This window comes from Desulfosporosinus shakirovi, assembly GCF_020595055.1.
In the GTDB taxonomy this organism is placed as follows: Bacteria; Bacillota; Desulfitobacteriia; order Desulfitobacteriales; family Desulfitobacteriaceae; genus Desulfosporosinus; species Desulfosporosinus shakirovi.
On record NZ_JAJDOO010000018.1, the window covers coordinates 14,646 to 38,483 of the forward strand.

21 protein-coding genes, 2 pseudogenes and 3 riboswitches are annotated in these 23,838 nt (G+C 42.7%); of the genes and pseudogenes, 3 read left to right on the forward strand and 20 right to left on the reverse strand.

What is annotated here, in order from left to right:
* Nucleotides 1–263: 263 nt before the first annotated feature.
* The 7 genes and pseudogenes from LJE72_RS15540 to LJE72_RS15570 form a co-directional block, all read right to left on the reverse strand.
* The gene (locus LJE72_RS15540) at nt 264–1,760 is read right to left on the reverse strand and encodes a B12-binding domain-containing radical SAM protein (RefSeq protein WP_229248673.1); all 1,497 of its coding nucleotides are present in this window, start codon (nt 1,758–1,760) and stop codon (nt 264–266) included.
* A complete protein-coding gene (gene bzaD, locus LJE72_RS15545; RefSeq protein ID WP_229248674.1) occupies nt 1,757–3,091 on the reverse strand; it encodes a B12 lower ligand biosynthesis radical SAM protein BzaD in 1,335 nt (444 codons plus the stop codon). The genes LJE72_RS15540 and bzaD overlap by 4 nt, the downstream gene beginning before the upstream one ends.
* 6 nt (nt 3,092–3,097) lie before the next feature.
* A complete protein-coding gene (locus LJE72_RS15550; protein WP_229248675.1) occupies nt 3,098–4,660 on the reverse strand; it encodes a DUF2284 domain-containing protein in 1,563 nt (520 codons plus the stop codon).
* Between the two features lie 116 nt (nt 4,661–4,776).
* A pseudogene (locus LJE72_RS15555) lies at nt 4,777–5,021 on the reverse strand (amidophosphoribosyltransferase); the annotation flags it as partial.
* Between the two features lie 382 nt (nt 5,022–5,403).
* Nucleotides 5,404–6,702 carry a B12 lower ligand biosynthesis ThiC-like protein BzaB gene (gene bzaB / locus LJE72_RS15560; protein WP_229248676.1) on the reverse strand — a complete coding sequence of 433 codons (1,299 nt, stop codon included), beginning with the start codon at nt 6,700–6,702 and terminating at the stop codon, nt 5,404–5,406.
* A gap of 110 nt (nt 6,703–6,812) precedes the next feature.
* Nucleotides 6,813–8,099, reverse strand: coding sequence for a phosphomethylpyrimidine synthase ThiC (gene thiC, locus LJE72_RS15565; protein WP_396391216.1), 1,287 nt, complete (start codon nt 8,097–8,099; stop codon nt 6,813–6,815).
* A 145-nt stretch (nt 8,100–8,244) separates the two neighbouring features.
* Nucleotides 8,245–8,423, reverse strand: a riboswitch (cobalamin riboswitch).
* A gap of 116 nt (nt 8,424–8,539) precedes the next feature.
* Entirely contained in the window at nt 8,540–9,367 is an 828-nt protein-coding gene (locus LJE72_RS15570; protein WP_229248677.1) for a 3'-5' exonuclease, read from the reverse strand.
* Between the two features lie 268 nt (nt 9,368–9,635).
* Here LJE72_RS15570 and LJE72_RS15575 point away from each other — a divergent pair, with 268 nt between their 5' ends.
* Together LJE72_RS15575 and LJE72_RS15580 are read left to right on the forward strand one after the other, a co-directional pair.
* Nucleotides 9,636–9,872, forward strand: coding sequence for a cation-transporting P-type ATPase (locus tag LJE72_RS15575; protein WP_229248678.1), 237 nt, complete (start codon nt 9,636–9,638; stop codon nt 9,870–9,872).
* Nucleotides 9,860–11,441 (forward strand): annotated as a pseudogene (locus LJE72_RS15580) (cation-translocating P-type ATPase); the annotation flags it as partial. The gene LJE72_RS15575 and the pseudogene LJE72_RS15580, both read left to right, overlap by 13 nt.
* Before the next feature lie 60 nt (nt 11,442–11,501).
* Here the strand turns inward: LJE72_RS15580 and LJE72_RS15585 are convergent.
* The 11 genes from LJE72_RS15585 to moaA form a co-directional block, all read right to left on the reverse strand.
* Nucleotides 11,502–11,672, reverse strand: a complete 171-nt coding sequence (locus tag LJE72_RS15585; protein WP_229248679.1) for an aspartyl-phosphate phosphatase Spo0E family protein — start codon at nt 11,670–11,672, stop codon at nt 11,502–11,504.
* Between the two features lie 391 nt (nt 11,673–12,063).
* A complete protein-coding gene (gene guaA, locus LJE72_RS15590) occupies nt 12,064–13,596 on the reverse strand; it encodes a glutamine-hydrolyzing GMP synthase (protein ID WP_229248680.1) in 1,533 nt (510 codons plus the stop codon).
* A gap of 25 nt (nt 13,597–13,621) precedes the next feature.
* The gene (gene hpt, locus LJE72_RS15595) at nt 13,622–14,164 is read right to left on the reverse strand and encodes a hypoxanthine phosphoribosyltransferase (RefSeq protein WP_229248681.1); all 543 of its coding nucleotides are present in this window, start codon (nt 14,162–14,164) and stop codon (nt 13,622–13,624) included.
* 277 nt (nt 14,165–14,441) lie between these two features.
* Nucleotides 14,442–15,104: a hypothetical protein gene (locus LJE72_RS15600; protein ID WP_229248683.1), complete on the reverse strand. Its 663-nt coding sequence runs from the start codon at nt 15,102–15,104 to the stop codon at nt 14,442–14,444.
* Nucleotides 15,105–15,512: 408 nt separating this feature from the next.
* Nucleotides 15,513–17,159, reverse strand: a complete 1,647-nt coding sequence (groL, locus tag LJE72_RS15605) for a chaperonin GroEL (RefSeq protein ID WP_073029819.1) — start codon at nt 17,157–17,159, stop codon at nt 15,513–15,515.
* Between the two features lie 35 nt (nt 17,160–17,194).
* Entirely contained in the window at nt 17,195–17,479 is a 285-nt protein-coding gene (gene groES / locus LJE72_RS15610; protein WP_073029818.1) for a co-chaperone GroES, read from the reverse strand.
* 282 nt (nt 17,480–17,761) lie between these two features.
* Complete coding sequence (locus tag LJE72_RS15615; protein WP_229248757.1) at nt 17,762–18,586, reverse strand: NYN domain-containing protein; 825 nt, start codon at nt 18,584–18,586, stop codon at nt 17,762–17,764.
* Between the two features lie 367 nt (nt 18,587–18,953).
* Nucleotides 18,954–19,448, reverse strand: coding sequence for a molybdopterin adenylyltransferase (mog, locus tag LJE72_RS15620; RefSeq protein WP_229248685.1), 495 nt, complete (start codon nt 19,446–19,448; stop codon nt 18,954–18,956).
* Nucleotides 19,436–19,882, reverse strand: coding sequence for an MOSC domain-containing protein (locus tag LJE72_RS15625; protein WP_229248687.1), 447 nt, complete (start codon nt 19,880–19,882; stop codon nt 19,436–19,438). The genes mog and LJE72_RS15625 overlap by 13 nt, the downstream gene beginning before the upstream one ends.
* A gap of 30 nt (nt 19,883–19,912) precedes the next feature.
* Nucleotides 19,913–20,380 carry a cyclic pyranopterin monophosphate synthase MoaC gene (gene moaC, locus LJE72_RS15630; protein WP_229248689.1) on the reverse strand — a complete coding sequence of 156 codons (468 nt, stop codon included), beginning with the start codon at nt 20,378–20,380 and terminating at the stop codon, nt 19,913–19,915.
* A 3-nt stretch (nt 20,381–20,383) separates the two neighbouring features.
* On the reverse strand, nt 20,384–21,358 hold the full coding sequence (moaA, locus tag LJE72_RS15635) for a GTP 3',8-cyclase MoaA (RefSeq protein ID WP_229248691.1): 975 nt from the start codon (nt 21,356–21,358) through the stop codon (nt 20,384–20,386).
* A 75-nt stretch (nt 21,359–21,433) separates the two neighbouring features.
* A riboswitch (molybdenum cofactor riboswitch) is annotated at nt 21,434–21,564 on the reverse strand.
* Between the two features lie 146 nt (nt 21,565–21,710).
* Between moaA and fdhD the strand changes: the two genes are divergently transcribed.
* Entirely contained in the window at nt 21,711–22,496 is a 786-nt protein-coding gene (fdhD, locus tag LJE72_RS15640; protein WP_229248693.1) for a formate dehydrogenase accessory sulfurtransferase FdhD, read from the forward strand.
* Between the two features lie 26 nt (nt 22,497–22,522).
* Here the strand turns inward: fdhD and mobA are convergent, their stop codons facing one another.
* Together mobA and LJE72_RS15650 are read right to left on the reverse strand one after the other, a co-directional pair.
* Nucleotides 22,523–23,122, reverse strand: coding sequence for a molybdenum cofactor guanylyltransferase (gene mobA / locus LJE72_RS15645; protein ID WP_282437914.1), 600 nt, complete (start codon nt 23,120–23,122; stop codon nt 22,523–22,525).
* A 13-nt stretch (nt 23,123–23,135) separates the two neighbouring features.
* Nucleotides 23,136–23,372, reverse strand: coding sequence for a glutaredoxin family protein (locus LJE72_RS15650; protein ID WP_229248697.1), 237 nt, complete (start codon nt 23,370–23,372; stop codon nt 23,136–23,138).
* A 200-nt stretch (nt 23,373–23,572) separates the two neighbouring features.
* Nucleotides 23,573–23,674, forward strand: a riboswitch (TPP riboswitch).
* Nucleotides 23,675–23,838: the final 164 nt, after the last annotated feature.

Below are 23,838 nucleotides of genomic sequence, written 5' to 3' on the forward strand. Positions count from 1 at the left end.
ATTTAAATTCTTAAGAAAACGTTCGACTAGTGTCCGATAGATCAAGATCATGTTTTATTCCTACTATCTTTACCGTTTCAGAAAATTTTCATCAGTAAAAAATGAGCCTAGTTAAAATACTACCATCGCTGGCATACTAACCACAGTGTAAGTAATCAAACCAATTGAAAATGCAACAGGGGGCCGTATCGAAACTAAGTTTCGCCACGGCCCCTTATCTTAGTTGTTTTTCAAATCATTGATTTATTTACGGGTTTATATTTTTATCCTAAAATCCCATTTATCTCTTTTTCGGTTGTCTTAACCAAAGTCTCGACCCGCTCTTCCGTAAGCTGTCCTCCAGACTCCAACGTCTCTAAAGTACTCTCAAATATCTTGACCAACAAACCATTGATCGTTGTATATCGTTTCTGGGCATCCTCTGGTTCCCGAACCTTGCCTCCCCATATCCCTGCCATACATTCGAAAAGAAAGTTGGTAATTCTCCTCATGATCATGGCTAAGACCGCTACTTTAGGATCAGTTAGAGTCACAACGCTTTCATACGTTGATGCTCGGACTTCCAGACGCCCAGCCTCCTGCAGATCTCGGTGAGCCTTCGTCCCTTTTAAAACAATCAGGTGGTGGTAGAGCATGTTAGCAGTAATCGCCAGATTATGCAATAGGTCATTTCGTTTTAAAAACTCAAGATTAACCCGGATATCTACTAAAGATGAGTCCGGCTCAAACATAATGAACCCAATATTGGGTTCGATCCCGTAGTGGCGAAGGATTCTGATAGCCCTCTCGTTCTGAGCAACCGTCGTCATCTTATTAATCCGTTTTAACGAACTGTCACTGCCGCTCTCCAGTCCTATGAGAATATGACCCAAGCCTGCTTCTACCAACGCACTTATGGATTCTTCATGAATATCATTAACCCGAGCCTCGATGCCAAAGCGAATGTTTCTGGATTTAAGAAGAGCGGCCAAGCGCAAGGCCCGTTGCTGGCCTCTTTCACCTGGACCAAAAAAATTCGGATCAGTAAAATAGAACTTCTTTATTTTATGTTTAGCAATTAAGTCATCGATTTCCGCGATGATATTTTCTGGAGTTCGTCCACGCCACTGAGAGCCCTGTCCATAAAAAGGGTTAATGTAGCAGAAAGTGCACCCCCCATAGCACCCCCTACTCCCCTGCAAGTTTACTTCAGGCAAGCGGAACAGGGCTTCGGTCCTCGCGGGAAAAGGGAGGGCGTTCAGATCACCCACCAGTTCGCGCCGCCGGAAAACAATCCTCCCCAAATCGTCCCTCTGAGCAAGACCGCGAAAGTTTTCAAGACTAGCTTGACTAACTATAACTTTTGCGGCCTTGGCAAAGGTCAGTTCCGGTTCTCCAAGGATCACTGAATCAAGATCCTGACACTGCTTTAAGATGTTTTCAAAGTCAGTGGTCGGATAGTACCCGTAAGCCGTGATATATGAGGAGAGTTGTTCAACTTTAACCTTGTGCAGAAAATCGTACAAGGCCGTGTCCGTCTGCCAATGATAGACCATATGAACTCCCAGCATGTCCGGTTGCATCGCTTTTACTCTGCACTCTATTTCTTGGTAGTCTAGCCCATCCAGGAAACCTTCAATAATTTCAACCTCGTGCCCTTTACTTGTGAGCATACCTGCAATATAACCAGAATGCAGACAAGAGGAAAGGGGAGTATTGGCGATGTCATTACATCGTTCAGGGCAGACGATTCGTGGGTGCTCTAATAAGAGTATTTTCATTTTGCCTCCCTCCTAACTTCCTGCCACATGAATACGTTTCTGCACTGCTGAAGTGTTTCCAGCTTATATCTGAAGGTATCAAACGGTTTGGGGTTGTAATAGGTGGGATAGAGCAAATCCGTTTCTGAGTTAATAACCCCTTGCGCTCTAGCTATCCTTTCGATCGCTGTGCCTGGTAGAATGCGAATATTATTCAAAATGATGGTTCCCAAATTCCTTTTCTTACTGTGTATTTCATAAAGCCGTTCGACAAACTGGATACTTTTTTCGCAGGTCTTTTCCGTCTCCCCAGGCACATTGACCATAAAATGATAGACACTGACGACCTCCGTTTGCGCAACGAGATTGGCTACTTTTAAAATTTGTGCCTCACTAAGGCTTTTGCCTAAGACATCCAATGATTCTTGACACAATCCATCAGGGGAGAAGGAAAAACATTCACACCCAGCCCGTTCAAACAAAGCGACATTCTTTTCATTAAGCTGGTCTTCCCGCATGAAACCATCCCACCGTATTTTGAGCTTTCTATGGAGTATCTCCTCACAGATTCCCTCTAGGTGACCGCGAGGAACGTTGAGTACAGGATCGGTAAAATGGAAACTCTCAATACCAGAGTCCTTGTGCAAGATTTCCATTTCATCTACGACTGCCGCCGCCGGACGGCACCGCAATCGCTTTCCTTGCAGTTGTGGGTAGACACAATAAGCACAGTTAAGTGCACATCCCCGTTTGGCCTCAATACCAATGGTGGGAACGTAGTTGTTGATCCCTTTATAAAGCTCAGGGCGTAGTAGCTGTCGATTCGCTGGAACATAATCCGCCATGTCAAAATTAGTTGCAGGCGGTGAAACGCGCATCTTCAGGCCCTCTCGCCGACAGAGTCCAGACATTGGCGATGGATTGTCTATAGAACGAAGCAGAGCAGGAAAAGTTACCTCTGCTTCTCCTACAATTCCGTAATCTAATTCTGGCACCTCAAGCATTAGCCGTTCTGGAAAAAGGGAAAAGCCGGTACCGCCCACAATCAACCAAGCTTGGGGCAGAACAGCATCAATCAAGCGAACCGTGACAATAAAGGGCGAAATTAGTGAGCTCGTCTTATTGCCCAGCGGATCAATATTACGCAGGGATAAACCGATAGCCTCAGGTTGGAATGTCAAGAGCTTCTCCTTCAGCACTCCGTATGGGTCTCTTTCCAAGTTCATGTCCAAGATACTTACCTCATGACCATACCCTTGAAGGCGGCCGGCTAGCAGGACAATCCCGATGGGATAGACTCTTTCCTGAGAAATTTCTTCTACTGAAGGGGTTTGAATCATCAAAACACGCACATTAAATCACTCCAATAGCAACATGGCAAAATATCTGACAAACTCACCCTTGTCGCGCAAAATCCGAAGATTAAGACCCGCCCGTCTGACGGTCTCGTAAACATCGATACCCGCGCCCTCCATAGAAGGCCTAGCATCCCGTGTATTGCGACACGTCCCATTGTTATCCGCCACAGCGCAGGTAGTACAAAGAACGCATGGACCGGCCCAATAAGCAAACGCTTTATGAAATCCCGCTAAAAAGGCTTCTCTTTCAGCTTGCAAAACTCGGCTCTGAAACACTTTTCCTGGAGGTTCCCCTTCCAGAAGTAGAGCATAGGAAAAGTCTTTCAGTACCTCTCTCGTTTTTTGAGGAGAGGGACTATTAGGCGGGCAATGACCATCTCCGTACCGACCACAGCCGTACTGGCAACGTAAATCTGTCCAGTCAACAACCCGGATATTATCTTTATCGATAGGAAGGACCTCTCCAAATCCCATTGCCTTAATCCTGGCAATCAAACGGGTTTTCTCATCCAAGGAGAGACTCGATAGTTTCTTTTTATCCTTAGCCGCGAAGATCAGAGCAGTGTCCGTCGCTAAGGGGATGAGCTCAGTTGTGTACAGTTTTGACATGGCTAATTCTTCTTTTACCCATTTTCCAGAAAAGATCCTGCCATTGTAGGTATTGATAAACATATTTAGATCGAGCAAAGCCGACTTGGCAGAGCAGTGCTCAGGAAAGAAATCATGAATAACCAGGAACCCGTCCGACTTAAGACAATTTGCAGCTCGATCCAAGATCAGAGGGATCTCTTCCTCTGAATAAGCGTGGATGATATTTGAAAGAACGACCAAGTCAAACCCTTCCTTAGCTATGAACCAAGGTTCTAAAATATTAGCAGGAATATAGGAAACCCGTTTCCCCAACCCTTTCTTATCCATCAACTCCTGAGTATAGTTAAGGACTTCCTGAATATCCACTAATGTTGCCGATAGAGAAGGAAAGCTTTCTAGAAAACCGACAGCAATCGCCCCAGAGCCTGTCCCAATATCAAGTATTTCCCCCTTGAGTTCAATCCCCTGGAAGAAGGGCAGAATCTCTGCTACCTTTGTTCTAGCTATATTGTCCATAGCATTTATATACTTGCCAATCCGCTGAGCAAACTCCTCTGGACCCTCTTCTTCGACTGGAAAATTCACTCTGCCGCCGGCCTTAAGGCACTCGGTAAGGTCCTGCCACCCAAGCCTAAGGCCTTTTCGCCAAAGGATCGAATCTCCTTGATATTCGGATTTACCTAGGACAAGATAGTCGCTTGCAAGTTTGGTATTATAATAACGACCTGCATCATAAACTACGAGCCCTATAGCACAAAGGGCTTGAAGAAAACGCCCCAAACCACTAGGAGGCATATCCAGTTCTCCAGTAATTTCGTCAGTTGTCATACCTCTAGGCTCCAGAAAAGTAAAGACGTCTAGTTCAACGGCCGTAAATAACACCTCAGAAAACCAGTACCCGGTTGCCATGTCTTCCAGATATTGAGAGCCTACTTCATGGGGATTATTTCGAAGAAAAGGTGCTAGTCCCATCTTTATTACCTCCCCTCGGGATTTCGATTGAGTTCATAAATACAAAGTATGAAAATTCCTTTGGCTTCGATAAAGCTCAAATCGGAATTAGATACACTCCGTCAAAACAAGCTAAGCACGTCCACTTCTCTCATTTCTTGAGTTGGTCGGATGAAGCTTGATGAATATAACGATTTTTTATAATTCCATCTCCGAAGGGAATCCCCATTGTTGTAGCATACCCTAGGGCAGAAGCGGTCCCGGAGTCTGGGACCGCTATCACAAGATCTACGTCCAGTGGATATTCGCGAGCCAGTTCACCCCCCATGCGACGTCGGCTTTCCGATACACTCAGCTGATCAATTGTACTATCCGGAGGGGCAACTTCCTGAGTGTGGGCATGAATCCCAAAAACCCCGCATTCCTCTTTTGGTTTGTCTTCTCCTAATTCGAACATGTTTGCCCCCTCCGAGTTGTGCTCCGTCTTCAAGTTTTTTAACTTAACTGCTTCTGCAATGCTTCGTCCTTCTCCTCAATTTCTTTTAACATCTGAGCTCAAGGCCTCTTCCATGACTTTATAATCTGAATCGCTTCCCATAATGGCCCCAATTTAGCTCATTTGCCTTACCCCCTTGTATCCATGTCTTCTTCCATAAAATTGCTTATCTTTAGGTAGCAGAAAAGCACCAGCTCGGCCTAAATATCTCGGTAGCATCTTGACCTTGCTACGCATTTTTAAAAATTAATGATGTTTGCTTATACTGCTAGCAAGTTCCTCCCGTTTTCCCTAAGTGTTCCCCAACTAATTTCATAGCACAGAAACCACCACACATCGAACAAGCTTCAGCTCCCTCCTCATTACGCTCTCCTCGAATCCGTCGAGCTGTTGGTGGATCGATTGATAATTCAATTTGTTTGTTCCAATCTAAGGCTTTACGAGCATGAGCCATGGCTAAGTCCCATTCCCGCGCACCCTTAACACCATTAACGATATCTGCAGCATGAGTGGCAATGCGTGTAGCAATTACTCCTGCATGTACGTCTTCAGCGGTTGGTAAGCGCAGATGTTCAGCTGGTGTAACATAGCAAATGAAGTTTGCCCCTGCCATAGCAGCCGCTGTAGCTCCGATGGCTCCTGTGATATGGTCATAGCCCGGTGCAATATCCGTGACCAAATTGCCAAGTATATAGTAAGGAACATGATGGCAAAGTTGCTTTTGGAGCAAGATCGTTGCGGGGATCTGATCCACAGGTACATGGCCTGGACCTTCTACCATGACTTGAACTCCGGCCGCCAGAGCCCGTTGTACCAATTCACCAGCCACAATCAACCCTTGGACCTGGGCCCGATCCAGAGAATCTTCAATACAACCAGGTCGGATTGCATCTCCAACACTTAGAGTCACATCATATTTTTTACAAATCTCTAGCACGCGATCAAATTGTGTGTAGAGTGGATTCTCTTGCTCATGGTGGAACATCCAACCCGTTAAGAAGGCTCCGCCGCGACTAACAATATCTGTGATTCGCCCTTGATTTTTTAACCTTTCAACGATAGACATGTTTAAAGCAGCATGAATTGCCATAAAATCAATCCCACGTTCTGCCTGACGTTCAATCATTTCGAACATATCCTCAGCCGTCATACTGACAACGCTTCCATTTTTTACGATACTCTCCATGCCTGTTTGGTAGGTGGGGACAGAGCCGACAGGTAATGTAAAAGTGTCCAGCACCTGACGGTGGAAAGCATCCACATCTCCGCCAATACTTAGTTCCATAATGGAATCCGCTCCAGCCGCGACGGCAACCTTTATTTTATGCAGCTCATCGGAAAAATCGACACAGTCTGGTGACGTCCCGATATTAGCATTTACTTTAGTACGGAGTCCTTCCCCTATGGCGATTGCGACCGAGTTCTTACGTTGTTTGTTCTTCAAGATCACTGCCCGACCTTGAGCAACCTTCTCACATAACTCTTCTGCCCTAAGCCCTTCTACCTTTGCTAATCTCTCTACCTCAGGCGTAATAATTCCTTGTCTCGCTTTAATTAATTGTGTCATATTAATCTCTCCATTTCTTAATTAAACTTTTAATTTAGCCATGACAGAAACATCATTTTCTATTGAAATAAATTTACATCTTACCTCCGGCCTCTGAAAACTGACTTCTGTCAGCACTCCCACGGCAGTTCTTGAAAGAACTCACCTGCTACAGCCATGGCACAAGCGTTTTTACATTTTTTGCAGAAAGATTTTTCGCCCGATTGGAACCCCGTAAGCCTTTCTCGATCTAAGGCTAACGCTTTCTGGGCTTCTATATTCTGCTCCCGACGTGCTTGACTCATTTTAAGGTCCCAATTTACTGCTCCTGGGTACCCTTTTGCCAGATCAGCCACATGAGCAGCAATACGTGCAGCCACTACTCCCCGATAGACATCCTGCGCATCGGGATAACCTATATGTTCGGCAGGTGTAACATAGCAGAGAATATCCGCTCCATCAGCACCAGCCATCGCTCCTCCGATAGCAGCCGTAATTTCGTCATATCCTGGGGCTACATCCGTCGATACCGGTCCGAAGACAAAATACGGAGCACCTTGACATACCTGTTTTTCCAATTTAACAGTTGTCGCAATTTGATTAGGTGGAGTGTGACCAGGTCCCTTAATCATGATTTGAACCCCCGCTTGTCTGCTGCGCTTTACCAGCTCGCCCAGAACGACAAGCTCTTCAGCTTGAGAACGACATAATGAATCAGCTCCGGCACCCGGTCTCATTGCATCAGCTAAACTTAAAGTAACTTCGTACTTTTGGGCGATTTCAAGGATGCGGTCGAACATGGTATACAAAAAGTTGTCCTTACCATGATAGAGCATCCAGCCCATCAACAAGGACCCACCTCGACTAACCAGATTCAAAACTCGCTGATCTGCCTTGGCCGTTTTAAATAAACCAGAGTGCAAGGCGCTGTGTAAGGCCATAAAATCAACTCCATCAGCAGCTTGGCGTTCCATAACCTTAAAAAAGTCTTCTGGCTCAAGTGCTAAAGCTGAACCCTTAGTACATACAGCCTCAGCAAAAGCCTGATACACAGGTAGTGTACCTAAAGGTAACGGTACTCTTTTTATAATTGTCCGCCTTGCTTCGTCCATATTTCCCGCTGTACTCAAATCCATGATGGCATTGGTTCCTGCCCTGATGGCCTCATCCACTTTAAATAGTTCATCCGTTAGACTATCCTCGTCTGCGGCCAAGCCAATACTGGCACTAACCTTGGTACTTAGGCCCAGCCCAAACCCTTGAGGCTTTTGGGGCTTGTGATGACTGTTATAGGGAATAACAATTCGTCCGACAGCAACCCGTTCCATAAGCAGTTGGACATTCATTTGTTCGTTGTGGGCTACTAAGGTAAACAAAAGGCTTTCTTGACCTTTTTGGGCCATTTCCATTAACGTCAAAACTTACAATCTCTCCTTTCCATGTTTGACTCATTCCTTGAAAAGAACAATCTGTAGTGAAAATAAAAAAAGTCTCTAATCACAAAGTGACTAGAGACTTTTCCATAATCTCATCCACACTACTCTTGGTTCTTCGACAAGGTAGGCTTGGCTTAACTACAAGGCAGGTCTCCTGGCTTACGGATCAACACTTCAAAGCACCTTCCGGAAACTAACCCGTGGTAATATGCTTCTTGCTTCCCGTTTACAGTGGCGGGACCGCGCCGGACTTACACCGACTTCCCTATTCTCCTCAAAATGAGGCACCTGTAGTTTTTGAATTTTCTAAATACATTATAAACAATAAATGGATATTTTACAAGGCTTTTTAGTTCCCTGTTGTTCTCTCTTATTGTAACCTTGAAAGTATTCCGAGAAATTTTATCACTATAAAGATAGCCCTACTCTGATGCTTCTTCCGTTTTATAAATTGAATTTTTAGAAAGAATACTATACTCCCCATCACCGTTATGAGTGATTCTTGAAATATGTCTTATAGGGAGGTTACACTTATCACAGTAACCATGAGCAAAATATTTTTTGGCTTTAGTCACTTCTCTAGTTTTTTGCAGAACTCCGTCACATTGTGGACAAAATATACTTACTTTATCTAATAAGGATTTCAGTTCCCTAATCTTTTCCTCGTTTTCTCTCTGTACTTTTTCCCAATTAATGATTGGATTGCAAGATAAATCAAATACTCCTTTGAAAATCTCCGCAGTATAAAATGCATCACTTAATGCATCATGAAAAGGAGATGTTTTTTCAATTTCTAGGCCTTCTACAGCACTTTCCAGACTTGGTTGCTTTGAAAGACCTCCATATTTCATATAGATTTGTTGAATATTTATGTATTTGTCAAATGACAATGAATCAAAACCAAAAAACAGACAATTGTCCCTCAGCCCCAAAATATCATCCTGTCCCCAAGAGCATAAAACTGAATCCTTTCCAAGCCAAGAACTAAATCTTTTAATTGCTTCACCAAAAGATTTCCCTTTAACAACCATACCTGAACTGATATTTGTTTTTTTCTTAACATATGGATTGATTCTCTTATAAATAACAGGCCTAATGATTGAATTAAACTCACTAATAGTCTCTAGATTTTCGTTTAGTTTGACCGCTCCGATCTGGATGATTTCACTTTTCAAAGCGGGATTCGCATAATCCCCTTCTTTGAATTTAAAAAACATATTAAATTCCAGATCAAATACTATATAGTTCATCTTACACCTCCTCTACCACTTGTTTATTATAATCCCTCCACGAGATAAACGCACATACAAGTTTCGATTCTTTTTTTCTAACTGCATTTCAAAGTATATTGCACCCATTATGGTCGCTTTAAACAAGAATCCTGCCAAAGATTGGCTCGATACATCAACTTTTAAAGAGAGACGAGCTCCTTTTCGAATATAGTGAAAGTTAATGAATAATATAAAATCCAGGTCTTTTTTTTTACATTCTGTGAATACTTAATCACGAGGTGATAATATGTGGTTCAATAAAAGTACCGAAGCCGTGCTAGAGGAATTCAAAGTAAATCTAACCACCGGTTTGTCAGAAAATGAAGTGATCCAGCGACGTGAAAAGAACGGTTTAAACGAGTTAACATCTAAAAAACCAAAAACCTTATTTAGAATTTTCCTATCTCAATTGAACAATATCATGATCTACATTTTAATTGGTGCCGCTCTCATTTCGGGGTTTATCGGGAACAAGGAGAAATAACTTCAATTGATTTAAATAAAGAGGCTCATAGACTTCTTCTGGAAAATCTAGTCCTGTGCAATGATTCTACTTACTCAGAAACCACCAAAACAGGAGATCCTACGGAGATTGCTCTCTTAGAAGCCGGCAACAGATTTGACCTCTCTAAAGACTTGTTGCAGAAAACCTATCCCAGAGTTCAGACCGTTTGACTCGGACCGTAAGTTAATGACGACAGTTCATAACTCTAACAATCAATTCATAGTCTTCACCAAAGGTGCCTTAGACAGTTTACTGAAAATCTCAACTTACGCTTACATAAATGGAGACACAGTAACTTTAAACGAAGAACTTAAAACAATTGAAGCCTCAAACAAAATGTCTGATGATGCTTTGAGAGTCTTAGGCGCTGCTTATAAGTCACTTGCCGCTGATCCCTCAAATGAAAGCAGCAAAATAGAAGAGAACCTAACATTTATTGGCCTTGTCGGAATGATTGATCCTCCCAGATTAGAAGTCAAAGACTCTATAGCGCTTTGTAAAAAAGCTGGCATAAAACTGTCATGATTACAGGCGATCATAAAAATACGGCCTTCGCCATAGCCAATGAACAGGTATTTCTAATAATATCGAAGAAGTTATCTCAGGTTTGGAACTAGATATACTAACCCAAGAGCAGTTAACTGATAAAATCGAGGGGTTATCTGTTTTCGCTCTAGTATCTCCAGAGCATAAAGTTACATTGTAAAAGTGATTAGGTCCAGGGGAAATATCGTTTCTATGACTGGAGACGGAGTAAACGATGCCCCCTCGTTGAAAGCTGCGGATATTGGAGTGGCCATGGGAATTACCGGAACCGATGTTGCCAAAGGCGCTGCGGATATTGTTCTAACTGATGACAACTTCTCAACTATTGTCTCTGCCATTAAGGAAGGCCGGAATATCTTTAACAATATAAAGAAATCAATCATCTTTTTACTATCTTGCAATTTAGGAGAAGTAGTAGCTCTCTTCCTGGCGATTCTGTTAGGCTGGGCTTCCCCTCTTAGACCCATCCATATTTTATGGGTCAATCTAGTCACTGACACTCTACCTGCTCTTTCCTTAGGCGTCGATTCTGGAGATCCTACAGTGATGGATAAAAAACCTCGTGATCCAAAAGCCACACTTTTTGCCGAAGGCGCTGGTCTAAGGCTGATTTTAAATGGTGCTTTAATTGGGATTTTAACTTTAACCGCTTTTGTAATAGGAAACAATCTATATCCTGATTCCTTAATGCATGCTCAGACAATGGCCTTCGTAGTCTTGAGTATCTCTCAACTATTTCATTCTTTGAATATACGGCATCCTGATAAATCTATTTTCCAGCTTGGACTCTTTACCAATAAAAACTTAGTCTATTCAATATTGTTCGGTATTTTGCTCCAAGTAATTGTCATTACAGTGCCTGCATTAGCTTCAGTATTTAAAGTCTATCCTTTGACTATAAGGGACTGGGCATTTGTTCTCCTGCTGACTGTTATGCCTTTAGTGATCAATGAAATTATAAAAGCTATACGCCGTAACAATATTAGTGGTAAAACAGTTTAAAAAAGATAGAGACACCTGCAAGAAGCCCTTCTTGTGGTGTCTCTATAATATATTCCTCTTTTACCAAAAGCTTAACTGTTTGTATGTGCTAACCTTTTGGTATTGATTAAGTAAATTGTCTAATTGCTGACTAACTTCAACCACTTCGCTATCAACAAGATTTCGAGTAAGCGCGAATCTATTGAGTCTCTTCCGTAATACCTCAATTCTTTTCAAAAGTTTCTTTTCCACATGGATTCCTCCTGAAATGTGATCTCTCAAGAAGATTTTATTGCTTTTCTGATGAAATGGCAAGAATATATTTCCCATTAAAAGGTAGTCATTTGTCGTAATATGGTATTTTTCCCTCAAGAATTCCAAGTTTATAATGTGCTATGATATTATTTAAACTTTATTGGCTGTCGAAATGCAAAGTAGAGGAATTTCACGCTGAATGCTGGCTAACAGACCTGTATCCACTATGGCGTTCCCGTCCCCCCTCTTTTTAGAGAAATCACAATGAGCGAAAAAAGACAACAAACAGGCGTCTATGATTACCCCCAAAAGGAGTAGATTCATAAACGCCCACCAGATAATCAACCACCTCTAAACCACAGACCCCTGTAGCAATACCTCTTTTAGCCTACTCCCACTCAATCGTTCCAGGGGGTTTCGACGTAATATCATAGACGACACGATTGACACCCTGCACCTCGTTCACAATCCTTGAGGATATGCTATGAAGCAGATCATAAGGAAGCCTAGCCCAATCGGCCGTCATCGCATCTTCGCTAGTGACTGCCCTCAGGATAATAGGATATTCATAGGTTCGACCATCTCCCATAACACCGACGCTTTTGATAGATGGGAGTACAGCGAAACTTTGCCACAGTTCACGATACATTCCAGAACGGCGAATTTCCTCTAAAATGACTGCATCCGCCTCCCGTAAGATATCTAACCTCTCACAGGTCAGTTCTCCAAGAATGCGAATTGCCAGACCTGGCCCAGGGAAAGGTTGACGCCAGACAATCTCCTCACTCATGCCCAGTTCAGTTCCTAATTCGCGTACTTCGTCTTTGAAGAGCATACGCAAAGGCTCAATAAGTTCAAATTGCATATCTTCCGGCAAACCGCCGACATTATGATGACTCTTAATAATTTCTGCTGTTTCTGTCCCGCTTTCCACAATATCCGGATAAAGCGTTCCCTGAACCAAGAAATCTACTTGGCCTAACTTTGACGCCTCTACTTCAAAAACACGTATAAACTCATTGCCAATAGCTTTGCGTTTAGTTTCAGGATCGGAAACCCCTTCAAGCTTTTCCATAAAACGCTCTCTGGCATCTACAAAAACCAAGTTAAGTTGAAACTGCTCTGTAAAAACCTTTTTAACCTGTTCTGCCTCATTTTTACGCATAAAGCCATGATCGACAAAAACACAGGTCAATTGATCCCCGACTGCACGATGTACTAAGGCTGCAGCAACTGAAGAGTCTACTCCACCGCTCAGAGCACAGAGAACACGTCCACCTCCAACCTTAGCCCGTATCTCAGCAACTTGTAACTCAATGAAGGACTCCATCGTCCAGTCTCCAACACATTCACAAATGTCGAAGAGAAACTTCTCTAGCATCACTTGCCCATCTGGGGTGTGCCTAACTTCAGGATGAAACTGGACGCCATAGAAGTGACGTTTTTCGTTCATCATGGCTGCCACTGAAGTATGACTGGTATGGGCAGCAACTACAAAGCCCTCAGGCAATGTTTGAACAGAATCACCGTGGCTCATCCAACATGGACGTTCTCCACCTAATCCTTGCCACAAATCAGTCGCCTTATCAATAGTAAGCATCGCTTTTCCATACTCGCTGGCTACAGGATGGACGACGCTTCCACCTAACTGTACGGTCATTAACTGCATTCCATAGCAAATCCCAAGTATGGGAATCCCCAAAGCATAGATTTCGGGATCTACTTTAGGAGCGTTCGGTTGATTGACACTTGCCGGACCGCCAGAGAGGATAATCCCCTTTGGATGACGAGCTTTAATTTCCTCAATCGATGTTTTATAGGAAATCATTTCAGAATACACATGCGCCTCACGTACACGGCGAGCAATAAGTTGATTGTACTGTCCCCCAAAATCCAAAACCAAAACGACTTCCTTTGTCACTTCATTCATCACCATTCCATATTAATTAAATAAATTTGTAGGCTTCCTGTTTCAAAACACCAACATAAGGCAAATTGCGGTATTCCTCATTAAAATCCAAACCATACCCTACAACAAATTCATCCGGAATCGAAAATCCATTATAATCCGGAAAGACATCTGCCTGTCGACGTGCGGCTTTATCGAGAAGCGTTACTACTTTTACACTTAGAGGATTCCGGGCTTTCAGATTTGTTTTTAAATACTTCAATGTCAATCCCGTATCAACAATATCTTCAGTAATCAAAATATGGACATCATCGACACTGCGCTCTAAATCCTTGAGAATTCTCACTACCCCAGACGATTGAGTGGATGCTCCATAGCTCGATAATGCCATAAAATCATAAGCTAGCGGCAATTTGATCTCTCGAATTAAGTCTGACATAAAAGGTACGGCTCCCTTTAAAATCCCGAGGACTAAAAGATTCTTTCCTTCATAATCTCTAGTAATTTCTGCGCCCAGTTCAGCTACGCGTTTACTCAATTCTTCTCGTGATATTAGGACCTTTGCAATATATTCTTCCATTCAGGGCACCTCCACTATACTATAAAACTGCATTTCTACAAAACTCATGCCAAAACTATACCAGAGGCTTGTCCATTGTGCAAACACTTTATGACTTAATGGCAATTTATTTTAGAAAAGTGGCCGATGCCACGCTGGAGGCGATGTCCAAGTGTCCCCTCACCCACGGACGTCGAGAAGGTCCTCCCTATTCTATTTTATGGACTACAAAAAAATACGCAAGCAGTATGCCCAAACTGGGTAAACCGCTTGCTCTTCAACCATAGAACTTTTCCATTTAGATGTCGGGTTCCTGAATATCTATTTTCTTACCAATATCTTTAAACTCGAGTGTCATCGTCATGGGGTCGGACTTAGCTTTATTTTTCGCTTCAATAGACGCTTTAACAAGTGTCTTATCTGACTTTCGAATATAAAGCGTATACTGGAAATCCGTCCAAAACACCTCCATCATTTGATTCTGTACACTAGGTTTTAATTGACATACCCATACTTTTTCACCATTAACTTTCTCCTGACCGCTAAGCATCACCTCTCCTAGTTCTTTTATTTGAAGCGAAGATAAGGGATTGAGCTCCGCCAGAAAGACTTCCTGGGCTGCTGGAGCGTTGGCAAACCGAATCCACTTCTTACTAAAAGGGTCTTTGCTGTACGTAGAATCTCCGATTTTGATCATCTCTACTTCGCTCCCAACCAGCTGACCCAAGATTCGAGTGTTTCCACCATCCTTTTCTCCTTGAATCTGAGTGAGTACGCGATCTTTTCCCTCAACCCATTGATGCTGGTTTAAACTGTAGCGAAAAGAGGTCGCTGCATTCAGTCGTTCTAAGCCGTGCGTGACTAAATTAATGGGATCCGGCTGCCAAAAATAGCGACCTAGAAATACCCCCATCAGCACGATGCTGATTCCGATGAGTAACCATAATCCTCTTTTCTTCATTTCATGCCCCCCTGGCGGAGTTCTTACCCTACTTATATGTATATATAGCTTGACCTATTCCATCGAAATATACCTTCCAGATCCCAATTTGGTGTATATAAATGCCCTCGAAGAAATTTCAGGTCAATGTACTGAGCAAGATTGCCTTAGAGTTCCATTATTCCCCTTCCATATCCAGGTACATGAATATATTAAGTGAAAATAATCTCAGGAAGAAATAATGCGTAAGGCTCATTATAAAAACCCAATAAGCCACAAAAAAAAGAGGCTTTCCACAAGTTCAGTGTGAACTCATGAAAAACCTCTTAACAGTACTCCAACCGGGTATTATTTTTTCAACCTTTTAATGTGAACATTCATGGTCATTACAATGTCAAATCACCTGATACCAACGGTTTCAGGACAACCTTACATCATTCCGCCCATGCCGCCCATGCCGCCCATGCCGCCCATTCCAGCCATAGCGCCTGCTCCGCCATCTTTTGAAGGCTGGTCAGAAACTAAGCATTCCGTGGTCAGAAGCATTGCAGCGATAGAGCCTGCATTTTGCAGCGCCGAACGCGTAACTTTAGCTGGATCAACAATACCAGCAGCAATCATATCTTCATAGATTTCAGTTACTGCATTGAAGCCGATTCCTCGTTTGCCGGATTCACGAACTTTGCCAACGACAACGGATCCTTCATGCCCAGCATTGTTGGCGATTTGACGAAGTGGCTCTTCGAGAGCACGGCGAATAATATTTACACCTGTAGCCTCGTCACCCGTTAATTTAAGTGAATCCAAAGCTTGGATAGCATCAATCAGAGTTGTGCCTCCACCAGAGACGATTCCCTCTTCAACTGCAGCACGAGTAGCAGCTAAAGCATCTTCAATGCGAAGTTTCTTCTCCTTCATCTCTGTTTCGGTTGCTGCACCTACTTGGATAACTGCAACCCCGCCTGCTAATTTCGCTAAACGCTCTTGGAGTTTTTCACGATCAAAGTCAGAAGTAGTTTCATCAATCTGACGTTTGAGGGCTTCCACCCGCTTTTTAATGTCTTCAGAGTTACCAGACCCTTCAACCAGAGTAGTTTCCTCTTTTGTTACACGAACTTGGCGAGCACGTCCAAGCATTTCAACTGTGGTGTTTTCCAGTTTAAGTCCTAGATCTTCGGTAATTACTGTTCCACCTGTAAGTACCGCAATATCTTCGAGCATAGCTTTGCGACGATCACCGAAGCCAGGAGCTTTAACTCCGACGCAGACAAAGGTTCCGCGAAGTTTATTGACTACGAGAGTAGCAAGAGCTTCTCCGTCGATGTCTTCAGCAATAATCATCAGTTGACGACCTGCTTGTACAACTTTCTCTAATACCGGCAAAACGTCCTGAATCGCACTAATCTTCTTGTCGGTAATTAGGATATAAGGATCATTAAGTACGGCTTCCATTTTTTCTGTATCCGTGATCATATAAGCGGAAATATAGCCGCGGTCAAATTGCATTCCTTCAACCACTTCAAGTTCGGTGGTCATACCTTTGGCTTCCTCAACCGTGATGACGCCGTCTTTTCCGACTTTTTCCATGGCTTGAGCAATCAGATCACCGATGTTCTTATCGCTAGCAGAAATTGATGCGACTTGAGCAATAGCTTCACTAGTTTCAACAAGTTTGGCATTTGCTTTAATGTCTGCAACTACAACTTCTACAGCTTGCTCAATTCCACGTTTGATACCCATAGGATTGGCACCCGCTGCGACATTCTTAAGCCCTTCGCGAATAATTGCTTGTGCTAAAACAGTAGCGGTTGTAGTACCGTCTCCAGCTACATCGTTAGTTTTGGTAGCAACTTCTTTAACCAGTTGAGCTCCCATATTTTCAAATGGATCTTCTAATTCGATATCACGAGCGATGGTGACTCCGTCGTTCGTGATTAGAGGAGATCCAAATTTCTTGTCGAGAACTACATTACGACCCTTAGGTCCCAGGGTAACGCGAACCGCTTCAGCGAGAGCATTGACACCGCGTTCTAAAGCGTGACGTGCGTCTTGGTTGAAAATAATTTGTTTAGCCAACGTATATTCACTCCTTAAAAATAATTCTTATTGAACTAGCCAATAATGGCTAAAATATCGGTTTCTTTCAGAATTAAGTATTCCTCACCATCATACTTAACTTCGGTTCCTGCATATTTGGAATAAATTACACGATCACCTGCCTTAACATCTAAAGCAATGCGTTGACCTTTTTCCATTTTACCAGGTCCTACAGCGACCACTTCGCCTTCTTGTGGTTTTTCCTTAGCAGTATCTGGCATAATAATACCGCTCTTTGTTTTTTCTTCCATCGGGAGTGCTTTAATGATTACCCGATCTGCGAGAGGTTTAATGTTCATGAAGAAAAGTCCCTCCTATGTTTTTTTATTAAATATTTGTTAGCACTCGACTCTATTGAGTGCTAACAATATATCTATAATAATATGCAAGGGGCTGCGGGAAAGCAACCCCCCTATATCACCAAAAATTGGGGTTTAAACGTTATTTACTTTGAAAATCATCCAATTGCTTCTTGTTACACGCTCTAGATATTTTAAATTTCCTTAACCCCTCCCCCCCAGCGCATCTTCCTATCGTCTAAACACTATAATTGCCAGATTTAGACCCTTCTATGCATAATTTTATTCTAAAGTTAATTTCAATTGCCGCTGGGACACTTCCTCATAAAGACTCCCTAATGCCTTCAGAACCTTAGGATTTTTTAGATTAAGAAGATATATTTTTGTCTTACCAATCTTTAAGTTTGGATCGGGATGCTCTTTCTCTGTCAAAATATCTTCCTTCAAAGTATACCGTATAAACTCTTTAACTTGTGAAACCGAACGTCCCAGAAGTTCTGTCAACGCCGCTCTAGCCTTAGTGGATGCGACATAGGGCAGGCGTATCTGGAGTGTTCCAAGGACCTGAATTCCTTGCTCCAAATCCTGCTCTGGATGATACTCCGCTTCATGTTTTTCCTGAAGAATCCACTGCAAAAGATCATCTTCCTCACAAAAAGGTTGCAAAGCATGATGAACACTTCCAGCTATCCCAATCACCTTAACGTCTTTCCCCCATGCTCGTACTTTTCTTAATAATGAAAGAAAGTCTCCATCACCTGTTAGCAATAAATACATATCAAAAGTTGATGCTCTTGTCAGCAATATTTCTTGAGCTTCGAGCATTAGTTCTAGGTCTGCCGCATTTCGCCGAAGTTCTGTGCTTGAATAGTTATTCTTTCCATAGACATGACGTGTAAAAACATTTGTTTTCTCAAAGGTTGTCTGGGTTCTCCAAAATTCCTCGCGGTCAAAGTTAGCATAGAGATAGACCGCCAATAAACAGATATTATTACGCTCTGCATATAGTTTCAGAAACTGCACTAACTGTTCCGGAGATAATTCATACCCTCTGTCTAATAAACTGGTCCAAATATTCTCGTAATCGACAAATGCTATGGCTTTCAAATTGATCACCTCACAGCCCCCTAATCTTCTATATTCTACGTAATAGATGTACAGACGTGACAAGCTACGTTAAAGGCTCTATAGGCAGTATTGCAGAGAATTATTTCGGAATACAGGGGTATTTCCTATTTAATCAAACTCTAAATTTCAGCAATATAGCAGGGATGGACTTTATCCTTGATTGCTGAAACTGAAAACCGAGAAAGGATAGAATCAACGACAAAAGTTGCAAAAGTATAGCAATTAGTACCATAACTCAAAAGGGATTGGCACATCGCCAATCCCTTTTGAGCTACAACTAAATCAACTTTTCAATTATTATAGTCATATTGTAAATCAATCCCAAATTATCGACTGATTAAAGTTGTTAAACCGTTGATGCACATTCATTGGCTTCCCCTTTAAGAATTTGAATTCCATGAGGAATTGCAGGGGCGATTGCAGCGAAACACTCGCGTACCGCTTTAGGACTGCCCGGCATATTAATAATCAGTGTCCGCTTTCTAAGGACTGCAATTGCTCTGCTTAACATAGCCTTTGGAGTTACTTTAAGGCTCTCCATCCGCATCACCTCAGCTATACCCGGAACCATACGATCTGCTACAGCTAACGTCGCTTCTGGGGTCACATCCCGCATTGAAAACCCGGTCCCTCCCGTAGTCAAGATCAGATCCAAACTGAGCTTATCTGTCCAAAGGCACATCGTTTTTTCTAGTGTCGCTTGGTCGTCTGGAAGCACCACGTACTCCACAACCTCTCCGCCAATCTCTTGAACAAGTTTGGCCAAGGCAGGTCCCGACAGATCCTCTCTTTCTCCACGTGATCCTTTATCACTAGCTGTAATTACTCCTACACGAAGCATTGGCTAATCACCTCAATGCTGTCTCCAACTCGAACTGCTCCGCCTTCCAGTAATCGAACAAAGATCCCTTCTTTTGGCATGACACAATCCCCAGCCTGATAGAAAATTGCGCATTTCGTATGGCACTCCTTACCAATCTGGGTAACTTCCCCTATACTGGTTTTTCCGATTTTCAGTTTTGTTCCGATCGGCAAAGTAAACAATTCTATTCCTTCTGTTGTTAAATTCTCTGCAAAATCCCCTGGGCCTACCTTCAACCCTTTATCCTGCATGGTCTTAATACTTTCCATCGCAAGCAAGCTGACCATACGATGCCAATCTCCGCCATGAGCATCTCCTTCAAGACCAAAGTTGACTTTTAAGACTCCTTCACCCACATTCTTTTTGCGCATTCCTTTCCGTTCACTTGTACAAACCGCTATAATTTTCCCCATTATAAAGCCCTCTCTTTCATACCAGATTATTTAACGTACGAAATGTCCACTTTTTCCACCCAACTTTTCAACTAGATAAATATCCCGAATAGCCATAGTCTTATCAATTGCTTTGCACATATCGTAGATGGTCAAGGCAGCGACACTAACCGCTGTCAGCGCTTCCATTTCCACACCAGTTTTCCCCTGGACTTTCACGATAGCTTCGATGTCTATCTCACCGGGCTCTATCAATTTAAAGCTTAGTTTGGCTCCGGTTATTGCCAAGGGATGGCACATAGGGATCAACTGTGAAGTCTGCTTTGCCGCCATGATTCCTGCGACTTGGGCAACTGCCAAAACATCTCCTTTGGCAACAAGACCTGAGCGAATTCTTTCCAAGGTTTCTGGCATCATCATTACTTTCCCCTGGGCAACGGCAACTCGCGCCGTTTCAGTCTTGTCACTGACATCTACCATTCGAGCGCGTCCTTCTTCATCAAAATGTGTTAAATCCATTGCTTACCCTCCGATCTGAGACATTACGCGTGTATCTTGCCACGCTTCACTATTCATATGATGCTCAGCGGGTTTATGCCAAACTGCCTGAGCAAATACATTCAGAATGTCCTGGTCTGAACTGCCTGACCGCAGGACCTCACGCAAATCAACTTCATGTTTGCTATGCAAACACGGTTTTAGCTTGCCGTCCGCTGTTAAGCGCACACGATTACAAGTATTACAAAAATGACGACTCAGGGCACTAATGAAGCCGATACTTCCCTTATAACCGCTTGGCCGAAAATACTGTGCCGGGCCTCCACCGGGAATATCCTTGGTTGGAAGGTCATCTTCATTCAACCCTAAAACTTCTTTCATTTCCTTAATTGAGACAAATTCATTGCGATGCTCTGAGCTAACGCCAATTGGCATGAGCTCAATAAATCGAACATGGAGCGGATATTGCCTAGCCAGCTTTAAAAAGCTGGGCAACTCCTCCGTATTAAACCCGCGCACAACTACGACATTAATTTTAACCGGATTTAATCCAGCCTCAAGCGAACGCAAGATCCCTTGAATCACTTTCGAGACATCCCCTCCCCGAGTATTCTCGAAGAAACGGGTTCGATCCATAGTATCCAAGCTGATATTAACGCGCTGAACTCCCGCAGCTTTTAAATCAAAGGCCATTTCCTGAAGTAACATTCCATTAGTTGTCAGCATAAGATCTTCAACCCCCGGAAGTTGGGCCGCTTCACGCAGAAAATCCAAGATATCTTTGCGAACTAAGGGTTCTCCCCCTGTGATGCGAAAGCGCCGAAAACCTAATTGTGTACTTATCTTCATCAACCTTAGTATTTCTTCGAAAGATAGAATAAGGTCATGGGGCATCCACTCTATTCCGTCGACAGGCATACAATATTTACAGCGTAGATTACAACGATCAGTGACTGAAATTCTGAGATAGTCAATTCGCCTAAGAAATTGATCTTGCATTGCGACTCCTCTTTCTTAGATTAAATTTTGAAACACAAAAAAACCCGCGGTCTGTAAACAACCGGGGGAATATATTCCACCTGTCAACAGACTCCTTTCCAGCAGGAGATATCACAGTTTCCCGTAATACCCGAGTGTCTTGTGACACTAGTCTGGTCACCCTAGCTTCTGCTTTAGGCAATCCAGCTTCGGAGCACGTACTATTTATTATAAAACTTATTATAATATAATTCGCGATAAGTTTAAGAATTCCTTTTATTACATATACACTTTACCTTTTTATAAAAAAAAGATTCAGGTTTTTCTAAAAATATTGTACACTATAAGAAAGGTAAGGTCCAAGGAGGTAACAATGCCAAACCAAACTATTGCCCATTCCATTCTTAAAGCTAAGGGGAAACTACTAGAATGGGTGGAAGACACAGTAGTCCGAGAGGTTCCTCTAACCGTCCACTACAACCGCGAGGAGATTGCTACGCTATTATGCTCGCCTTCTCAAACTGAGGAGCTTACACTTGGATTTTTATTCAATGAAGGGTTCATTCGAGTTCCAGAGGACGTATACGAAATTCGCCTAGATCCCTCGGATCATATGATTTGGGTCGAAGGTAAACCCTGCGTCTTACAAAAAGAACTCATGAGCAAACGATTTGTTTCCGCTTGTTGCGGTAAAAGCCGAGCTTCTTTTTGTTTTGCTAATGATGCTCTAATGGTCAAACCCCTTACATCAACCTATAGTATTTTGCTTCAAGAGGCCTATGATTATGCAAAGTTTTTACAATCTTATCTCCCACTCTTTCAGAAGACCGGTGGGGTACACAGTGGGGGAGTTGGTTATAAAGGGAATGTGATCCTGACGAGTTATGATATTGGCAGGCACAATGTTTTTGATAAGCTCGGCGGTGAAGCCTTTCGCACTAAATTAAATCTCGAAAACCATGTGATTTTTTTCAGTGGTCGAGTCTCTTCGGAAATCCTGCTTAAGGTAGCCAAAATGAAAGTACCCATACTCATCGCCCGTGGGGCACCAACAGATATGGCCCTTTCCCAAGCGACTGCTTTAAATATCACTGTAGTAGGGTTTGCCAGAGAACAACGGTTAAACATTTATACCTGTCCCGAACGAATCATCCTCTGACCACTAAGGGCAGTCTAAGTTTTTGATTATCGTTTGCGGATAGCAGTCCAATCTTCTGGTGTATTAACGTTATAGAAGACGTTCTCTAAATCTGAAAAACTCTCCAATTCCGTTTTCTCCACATACTTCACTGAACAAACCAGAAAGAGATCGATAATCTTGAGGTGACCTGCCTCAAGATTATTTTTTATTGTGGGAAGGCAACGGCGATGATAAAAGGCATGCAAAGGATGAAGGCCGGACTGAGTTTTTGGAACGACGATATCATACTCCGGAATCCACTTTGCCAAAAAACGAATAAGGTCCGTTTTTAAAAACGGCATATCACAGGCAACAAAGAAAACATTATCATAGGCGGCTGTTTTCAAACCTTGATAAAGCCCTTCTATAGGGCCTCGATCAAGAAGCTCATCTTTAATTATTGGTATTTCATAGTGTTCAAAAAGTTCAGGTTTGTTGCTGCTGATGATCACCTCAGAAAATATGGTTTGCAAAACCTCTAAACTCCGTTCCACCAGAGGTTGTCCATCCATTTCGAGAAAGGCTTTCTCTTTTTTCATTCGTGAGCTTTTTCCACCCGCTAATAAAATTCCGGTGGCGTTTAATTTTGGAAGTTGTTTTCCCAAGTCCTGCAGTGGCTTAGTAATTTCTAAAGACCTCCTCGTATTCAGTGGACGAAAACCGAGTCAGAATCCGTTTCCCCACAATAGTTACGGGAACTCCGATCGCCTTCGTCGTATTTCTTAACTCCTTTAGATGCTTAGGTAATAGGATATTCTTTTCTATAAACAAAATCCCTCTGCCTGAAAGAAACAGCTTAGCGCGTGCACAGTATGGGCAAAGGGGCAGGGTATACATAATTACTTCTTGATTCACAAAACTCTCACTCCTCAACTTATTTAAAGCCGACAAATCTGCCTTCAATGTACCATATTCAAAGTTTTATGTCACGCGGATTAATCTCTTCATCCTCCCCAGAGAGAAGTTCCACAAATTGTATATTATTTTATTTACACTTGTATCCTTTCGTAATATAATGGATCAAGGAGTAATTTCTGCCAAAGGATATTACTCACAAGTATTGCTAGGGGTACCCTTCGGGGCTGAGATGAGGAAACTCAATCCCTTTGAACCTGATCTGACTAAATACCAGCGGAGGGAAGCTAATCGTTATACCTATTTAGAAGTACTAGTGAGAACTGCTTACAGCAGTTCTCACTTTATTATTATAAGGATAGCTGCACTATGTGTGGGGAAATGTGTTCAATCTCTCATGAACCAAATTATGGACAAATGGATAAAGTAGCGTTAAAAAAGGCCTTCCTTGTTGGAAGGCCTTTTT